The 8,352-nt window shown below is 34.3% G+C and carries 5 protein-coding genes and 1 pseudogene; all 6 read right to left on the bottom strand.

The genetic code is table 11. From position 1 onward, the window contains the following. Positions 1-128 precede the first annotated feature (128 nt). A pseudogene (locus FTU17_RS12955) lies at positions 129-359 on the bottom strand (P-loop NTPase fold protein); the annotation flags it as partial. Between the two features lie 306 nt (positions 360-665). After that, complete coding sequence (drt2, locus tag FTU17_RS12950; RefSeq protein WP_068911690.1) at positions 666-2,066, bottom strand: antiviral reverse transcriptase Drt2; 1,401 nt, start codon at positions 2,064-2,066, stop codon at positions 666-668. 387 nt (positions 2,067-2,453) lie between these two features. Continuing rightward, entirely contained in the window at positions 2,454-3,368 is a 915-nt protein-coding gene (locus FTU17_RS12945) for a GIY-YIG nuclease family protein (RefSeq protein ID WP_068911693.1), read from the bottom strand. A 4-nt stretch (positions 3,369-3,372) separates the two neighbouring features. Next, the gene (locus FTU17_RS12940) at positions 3,373-3,660 is read right to left on the bottom strand and encodes a hypothetical protein (RefSeq protein WP_020752787.1); all 288 of its coding nucleotides are present in this window, start codon (positions 3,658-3,660) and stop codon (positions 3,373-3,375) included. A 3-nt stretch (positions 3,661-3,663) separates the two neighbouring features. Beyond that, entirely contained in the window at positions 3,664-5,595 is a 1,932-nt protein-coding gene (locus tag FTU17_RS12935) for a DEAD/DEAH box helicase (RefSeq protein ID WP_180135657.1), read from the bottom strand. A gap of 7 nt (positions 5,596-5,602) precedes the next feature. Then, positions 5,603-8,287, bottom strand: coding sequence for a DNA methyltransferase (locus FTU17_RS12930; protein ID WP_180135656.1), 2,685 nt, complete (start codon positions 8,285-8,287; stop codon positions 5,603-5,605). Positions 8,288-8,352 lie beyond the last annotated feature (65 nt).

Genomic DNA, 8,352 nt, shown 5'->3' with positions numbered 1-8,352 from the left:
CTAGACAAAATGACACCAAATGAGTTTTACTATGATCAGCTACCCCAACAAAACAAGGTGGCTTAACTAGAGCGGAATATCACTTATAAATACGCTTTTAGTTGTTCAAACAAGTGGGACCACCTCTAACCCTGATATAACCAAGCATCAAATCTAATAATTACATAGTCATCATGATTTTCAATATGTTCTAGATTGTTTTCAATTAGATTTAAGATCGTAGATTTACCAGTTCCCCATGACCCAAATACGCCTATTGAGATAGGCAACATTTGAGGATTTTGAAGAACATTGATAATAATTTCTGATGCTTCAGAATAGTTTAAAAAGTCTATCTTAGATTCTATATCGGACCACATAAAAATTACCGAAAATTTATATTTTTCGAAAATTTACTTTATTTTTGTGGATTTAGATACTGTTAACTAGAGATTAAATAAAATTTAGATGTTTTTGACGTCTTAGCAATCAATATTTTTATTTAGGAAGTAACTCTCTAACATGAACTTCTAATGTGTTTGCAATTTCATATAATTTTTCGACAGAAAGATGATCCTAGACAGTATCGTGGACAACAAATCCCTCTAAATTCTTAAAATATTTCTTCTCAAAGGCTTACTTGGACATCTTTCAAATTGATTGCTCAGAATTCAAGTATGACTCATTTACTTTCTAAGTTCTTCGTGAATTTTTTTCCAATGATTTGATAGCTGCTTCTTAACAGATAGATCATTCATTACTTCCGATGCTCTATATGTATAAGTTATGAAATTACGTTGTTTACGCGCTAAATGGCTATACATTCGATAGATTTTTCTACGATAAGTTTTTGAGCTATTTCTTCGAGCTTTATTTTTTGATGCTCTAATTTTGGAGATTAAACGTCGATAATAATTTGATAGGCTAGATGACCTGATCAAAATTTCTTGACCATTATATATAAAGCCAAGATATTGTAGAGGCTTGTCCACTTTAGTATCTATGTCAACGGCTTTCAGCTTACCTAAAATACAAGTAAATTTTATTTTTTCAACCTTACTTGGATTTATCTTTAACTCTTTTCCTCCATGATTAAGCAATAACTCTTCAAGAGTTTTATAAACATCGCTCATTTGAATGTTCTGGGGGAAAACTAGAATAATATCATCGCAATAGCGTCTATATATTCCACCCAAATTATTTGCTAACTCACAACAATATTTGTCAAAGTCCAACATATAAATGTTTGAAAGTATGGCAGACATAGGAGAACCTTGAGGAATTCCATATCTTTTCCCATCGATTTTATTTGGTTTCTGGATTAGGTGTCTAATAACACCATCAGCATCAGTAACTTGTTTTTTTCGAATGCTTCGAAAATCACCTAGGGCTTGGTAAGGCTTGCTAGTTTTTTTTCTCAAAGGATTTGGAGTTTTTTCATCTTTCTCTTTTCTTTTTGACTTATCAGGCCATCCTAAAGCGACCAGAGATTCCTCTATATCTAAAAATGAGTAATTAGTTAAAGATTTAAAAACAATATAATGATCTTTAGATAAGCAAGGTACGCCAGTAACACGCTGCCATTGTTCTTTCAGTATTCCATGATCTAAAGTATCAAAAAAGCTTGATAGATCAATTGTGAGTACATTACATTCCTTTATTTGACTGATCCAATCAAAAATCTCTTTAGCAAATTCAATGTTTGATTTACCCAATGAGCGATAGGCTAATACTGAGTTTTGTAGAGGAGTATCTTTTATGAAATTTTCATATTTTTCAGTGAGAAGATATGAATAATAGGCATAAATATAACCGTCTTGGTTAGCTGCATATCTTAAAGGTCGTTTTTTAGCAGCTCTACGACTTAAACCATTATGACTTTTAATTTTTCGTGTACGTTGTTCAAATCCGATAAAAGGTAAAAACCAATGTTTAACCACATTATCTGGCTGAGAAACAAGAGAATAAGCGTGTAGAGCATCAAGTGGTGTATCAAAATGAATTCTTGATTTAGGGATTTTTTTATTCTGAACTCTTAGAATATGTTTTTTATCATAGATTTCACTTTTATATTTTTCAAAATTCAATGCTAATCCCTATTTAGCAGATCCGTAAGGGCTTGTGTCGCGTCCCACGTTACGCCCTTACGGAGTCTTTAAACTTTGATCTGAAAATGTTCTTACTTCTTCAAATCCAGCACTAATTTTACCGAAAAACATCTTCGGATAACGCATTAACTTAATATGCTATACTATTGGAGCTAGTATGATGAACAACTGTGTAATGATACTATTGGAACAACTAACAACCTTGATGGTTCAGTTCTTTATTACAATATTTCTCAATAAACTGCTGGACAGTTCAAACTGCATCCCTCTGCGAGCTGGATAATCCACTCCAAAGGCATAGTGAATTTACACAAAAAAATCATTAAAATCAATATATAGTTTTATCAATATCTTTTGAGAATACCACTATCTCAACTCAATCTCTTTCTTAAACTTATTGTATTGATAACTCATGATCTGCCCATTTACTAATAACTCAACGGCTTGTTGAATTACTTCTAAAGGTGCAATAAACCACTCTTTCGGTTGATGATTTTTACCATCTTTATCTGCCACTAATAGATCAAGGCAAGATTCACCAAAAAAGGCATGTAGGTAATATTCAAATTTTTGAGGATTAATATTGAAAGCTTGATATTCAGCAATGACTTCAACATCAGCCATCAAATAAGTAGGCTCTTTTTTTGCATTCGCAATACGTTTTTCAACAGTTGTCGTGGCGAAACCAATTTTGTAAAGATGATCGTATGATTGGATACGTGGATCTGTACTTTTAGATTTCAGAATATAAATATAACCTGTCGATGTATCATCTTCAGTGATACCGCCAAAATTAGTATAAAAGTTAGAGTTTTCTTGTTCGTTGGTCTCTGAAACAATACGCCCATCTTTATACAAGACTTTAGCCAATGAGCGGTACAACATAGTTGATTCAGTGCCATTCTCAAAGATAGTACGAGTACGCCCATCTTTACGAAAACGTTTACCATCAACTGTTTTCGCTTCGGAAGTAAAATTAATATCTGCTAAATAAGCTAATAAGCCGTTTAAAACATAGTAATTACCTTCAACCAGTTGATAACCCTTATCATTAAAGGGTAAGAGCTTACGTTTCCCTTCTCGAAGCTCTCTGTGAACATTTTTAAATAAATGCTCAAACTGATCAAAGTCCTTACAACGTTTACGTTTAGCAACTTCATCTGCTGCTGCACGTTGGACAGGCACATGCTTAATTTTAAAGATGTCACCATCTTTATCATCATCAAGCAAACCTAGATCATCATCGTTAAAAATATCTTCAAGTGATTTAATATCTGACATATCTTTAATCCTGATGTTGTGGCAGCAAATTATGTTCATCATAATCTGCTAAAGCCATGTATTGCTCTGGATTGGTTTGAATTGCTTCTAAACGGCTCGCAAGCATAAACTCAGAAATGTTTTTCATATCCTTAGCAGGTACACGCCCATGCTGTGTCACAAAATTATTAATTTCATTAAATTTAGAGACCAATTGTTCATCAGCCGTTAGACCAGACGTCTTTTTCTTTACGTTTAAAAGACCTAAGTCATCATCAGCAATCATATCTTGAAGCCAGCTAAAATCTTCCACGTATTACACTCCAGCTCTTCTACGTTGCTCACGAATATAGATTAGGCATTCAGCTAATCGTTTTTCAATTAAGTTGTTTGATTCTAGGCTAGGCTCACGACCAAACTGAACTTTGAAGGCTTTTAACTTAGGCCATAGCTCAATGGCTTCTTCTTGAGTCATACTAATCTTAGTTGCTTCAATTGCTTCCTTAATTAATTTTAGTACATTGACTGTGACTTCTTTTGATAGGATTTCAAAAGCTTTTTGGAATGGATTCACAGATTGAATTAAATCAATATTCAGGTCTTCGATATTGATAAATTTATCCGCCATACGAATAAATTTTTTATCACCAACTTCTTTGACTTCTGCTGTGCTAATCACTGAGTCAACGACTAAATATTGACTCACTTCTTCAAGTTCAGCTTTCGTTAAGTCAGGATATTTTGTTTGGATAATCTTAGGGATAAGGACTTTATTCACCACTTCAGGCTCAACCTTACCTGCTGAACCTGCAATCACTTTAGCATCTTGAAGAATCGCTGCTTTTAGGTCCACAAGATCATTTTCAATAATTGCCTTTGTTTTTGCTGTACTTGGTTCTTTAAAGCCTTTGATTGTGAGCGTACCTGGTGGAACAATATCTCCATCATCACGTTTGGTTTTAAACTTGAAGTTTGGTGCGAGTATTTGTTCCATCAACAAAGATGCAGTGATAGCTTTAAGCATATTGTTTACTGCAAACTTTACCTCGGTGTCTTGTGCATCGGGTTGAGCAATAAGATTGGTAAATTGCGCATGTGATTTGTTTGAACTATCTCGTGTACAACGTCCCACAATTTGCACAATTTCAGTTAAAGAGCCACGATAACCGATCGTTAAAGCATGTTCACAGAATTGCCAGTCAAAACCTTCTTTCGCCATACCTAGGGCGATGATTAGATCGAGATCATCTACAGTTTTAATATTACGTAGATATTCAACGACTTTATCACGACCATCTTCTTCAACGAGGTCTGCTACTTTTAAAATCTTACCATCTGGGCGTTTAACGGTAATAATGCCCGTATTAGGATCTTTAGCGACAAACTCACCAATGATTTCTAGGATCGCATCCACTTCATCATATTTATCTTTGGTTGATTCACCTGAATTCACATTTGGAATATGAATAATAGTTTTTTTATCGGTATCCAAAACTTCTGCAATTGCGATAACACCTTCATCATCTTCTGCAAAGTAACGTCCTTTATAGAAGTGATAACCAATGCCTAATGACTTTAAATAGCTATAGCCATTAAGTTGCTCGTAATAGTTAAAAGAAACTTTATCAAACTTCGCTTCATCTTCAGGCGTAAGTACAGGAACGCTATCGCCACGGAAGTATGAACCTGTCATCGCAACAATATGAGCCGAGGTATTGTCCATTAAAGATTTAAGAACAGTACCTAGAATATTGTCAGCATCGGCTGAAACATGATGAAATTCATCAATTGCCACTAATGTATTATCAAATACATGATCTTCAAGCTCTTCAAAGGCAAATCTTAGTGTTGCATGAGTACATACTAAAATTTGATCTGTACCTTCCATAAAGCGTTTAAAGGCTTTTACTTTGCTTTTATCACCACCAGCAGTACATAAATTGTTTTCAGGTTTGATATTCCAATCTGCAAAAAAACCACTTTCGCTCAGCTTTGTGCTAGCAAATGAACCGCCAATTGAGCGTTCAGGTACAGCTACAATAACTTTGCTCAACCCTTGGTTGTGTATCTTGTCTAAACCCAAAAACATTAATGCACGAGATTTACCTGAAGCTGGAGGGGCTTTTAACAGTAAATACTGACTATTACGCGATTCGAAGGCACGAGCTTGCATAGCCCGCATCCCCATATTATTAACTGAGGTGCTTTCCCCAGTTTGTTGGTAATTCACTTCAATAATATTATTCATTGTTATCTCAATTCAACATCATTTCGTAGTAATGGAATAATCGTTCTAGACGCTCTTCATCTGTTTTAAATTCACTTGACTTATAGAGTTTTTCCACCAGTAAGTCATTCTCTATATGAGCTTGTTTTAAGTCCAAAGGCATTTTTTCAGGATCATAAAGTTGAGCCAAACTTAAATGTGAATAGGATTCACGCACAGCCAGTATTTTAAAAGCAGATTCATTTAACTTGAAAATCGCTGCTTTCATAAGTTTTGGCACAGGAAAAGTGTTGTAGCAAATCGCTGATGTATAGCGAATATCTGTTCTTAGTCTTCCTGCTAATGTTTTAGTCCATACCATGTGCATTCTTGATTGAAGTAACGCAAAAACATACGGTTCAGGATCATGCACGATACTTGCAGAATTACTTACAATCACAGATATATCACTAAAACCCATAGGAATATATTCTCTACGTTCCGAAGAAACGGTAGGAATAATAATTTGAGACTGTTGAGGTTGATTAATCCATGCAAATTTATGAGGACGTGAAATAGCTGTTTGCGCCCGTGTCCCAGCGTTACTTCTAAATTCCTTAACCGCATCAATTCGTTCTTTTAGTAAGGGAATTGTCAATGCTTTCTCTAATTCATTATCTTCAATCCATAGGCAGTATCTTTCAATTCCGTTAATGAATTCGTTAGAACCTGTATAGTTACGAACAAATGGCTTAACCCTTTCATCAGCTAAGATTAATTGTGCTTTTTCCTCACTAGAGAGAATTAAATTCCCCCCATCCAACGCGCCACTTCCATCTGAAATTTTAGGCAGTTTTGAAAGTGGGACACGCCTTTTAGCTACTATGACATTTGAGCTATCAATAAGATAAGAGTTAATATTCTTGACTACTGATTTAGATAAATTATTTATAAGAGTTTTGGTTTTAATAGCGTCTTTATGCTGTAACCCAATAATAACGCAGGTAACCCCTGCATTAGATCTTGCATTATTTGACCACTTGAAGGATTGGTGTGCAAAGCAAATGTCCACACTTCGTTTATAAATTTCGGGCCACAAGAGTTCTACTTGTACCCCTTGGCAAATGGAATTAGTCGATACAAATCCAACCTTACAATTTTCATTAATATAATCACTTGCTAGCATAAACCAACAAGCAATGTAGTCTAAAAATTTATAATTCGATACTTCATTGAAAATCCTTTCCATATCCTGTTTTTGTTTTTGATCTTGCATCTTGAAACCCATATAAGGAGGATTACTCAAGATATAGACTTCAGAATCAGCGTTATTACAAACCGATTTCCAATTAATTTGTAGAGAATTACCTTGAACAATATTTCCAGAATCTCTTAATGGAAGTAAAGCCTTAGATTCCCCAAATTCATCTTTAAAGACAATATTCATTTGATGTTCTGTCAGCCATAAAGACAAAATCGCAATTTCATGAGCAAAATCATCAATTTCTATTCCATAAAATTGAGAAACTTGAATCACTGAAAATGGTTTTGAAAATTGCCCTGTTTTTTCTAGTTCTAACTCCTGAATACGTTTCAAAATCTCCATTTCAAACTTGCGAAGCTCTTTATACGCAATAATAAGGAAGTTACCTGAACCACAAGCAGGGTCAAAAATTTTAAGTTGACCTAAACGTTGCTGTAATTTTAATAGTTTATTAATACTGTCTTGGTTTCTCTCTAATTCTTCATAAAGATCATTTAAAAATAAAGGTTCAATCACCTTCATGATGTTTGGAACAGAGGTGTAGTGTTGACCCATGGTACTACGCTGTTCTGTATGAACAACTGCTTGGAACATAGAACCAAAAATATCAGGATTAATATCAGACCAATCTAATTCAGCGCCACACTCAATTAAAATCCTACGTGATTTACGAGTAAATTTTGGAACTTGAATATCATCTTTAAACAAACCACCATTTACATAAGGAAAATCTGCTAAGTAGTCAGGTAAATCTGTTTCACGATCTTCACGGGACTGGTTTAAGACTTTAAATAATCGACTAATTAGAGAAGATAAATCTGAACCATCTTCATTACTCTTTGATATTGCCGAAGTAAACTGTTTGTCCTTAAAAATCTCTGTATCTTCAGCAAAGTAACAAAATAGCAGTCGAGATAAGAAAATATTAAGGTGATGTAAGTTCTCTTTATTGTTTAAGTCGTCTTCATTGAAATTATCGGCTTTAATTTCGTCAAATAGCTTTGCTAGTTTTTCAGCAGCCTTAACATCCGCAGGGTTTTCACCTTGATATACAGCTTTCTCCATCCCAGCCCATGGTAAGAAGAAATCAAATTTTTTAGCTAAATCACCAAAAGGAACATCCAATGTATCTTGTGTTTTAGTATCTATGGCCAATAGAGTTTTGAAGTCAGTTACGATCAAGAAGCGAATCTTATTGCTTTCAGTTCGCTTTTCATTCTTCATTTGATCAATAAGACCATGCAAATCATGCTGTTTTGTAATTTTGAAGTATATTTGACGTTTCCAAAAAACGGTGTTTTCCTTATCTTCAGCTAAATTGCGCTCACCATTACGAACTCGTCCAATAGATTGGCTACGATGTCCATAAGCTAAAAGCAACTCATAGATAAATTCTTTTCGATGTAGCTCGCCTTTAGAAATTTTATGAATGAGTTGTTTAACATTTTCTTCGATTTGGACAATATTCATTTGTGTAGATGACCGTATTAAAGCTAATAATTAGTTTATAGAAACAATAAGTTATTTAAACCATA

The organism is Acinetobacter sp. YH12070, from assembly GCF_013419625.1.
In the GTDB taxonomy this organism is placed as follows: domain Bacteria; phylum Pseudomonadota; class Gammaproteobacteria; order Pseudomonadales; family Moraxellaceae; genus Acinetobacter; species Acinetobacter amyesii.
The sequence above is the reverse complement of the archived record's forward strand: the minus strand, read 5'-3'. Positions and strand labels throughout refer to the sequence as shown.

Coding starts and splice junctions, on each gene's coding strand:
- FTU17_RS12945 (WP_068911693.1), bottom strand. CDS start 3,368: ATGTCAGATATTAAATCACTTGAAGATATTTTTAACGATGATGATCTA.
- FTU17_RS12935 (WP_180135657.1), bottom strand. CDS start 5,595: ATGAATAATATTATTGAAGTGAATTACCAACAAACTGGGGAAAGCACC.
- FTU17_RS12930 (WP_180135656.1), bottom strand. CDS start 8,287: ATGAATATTGTCCAAATCGAAGAAAATGTTAAACAACTCATTCATAAA.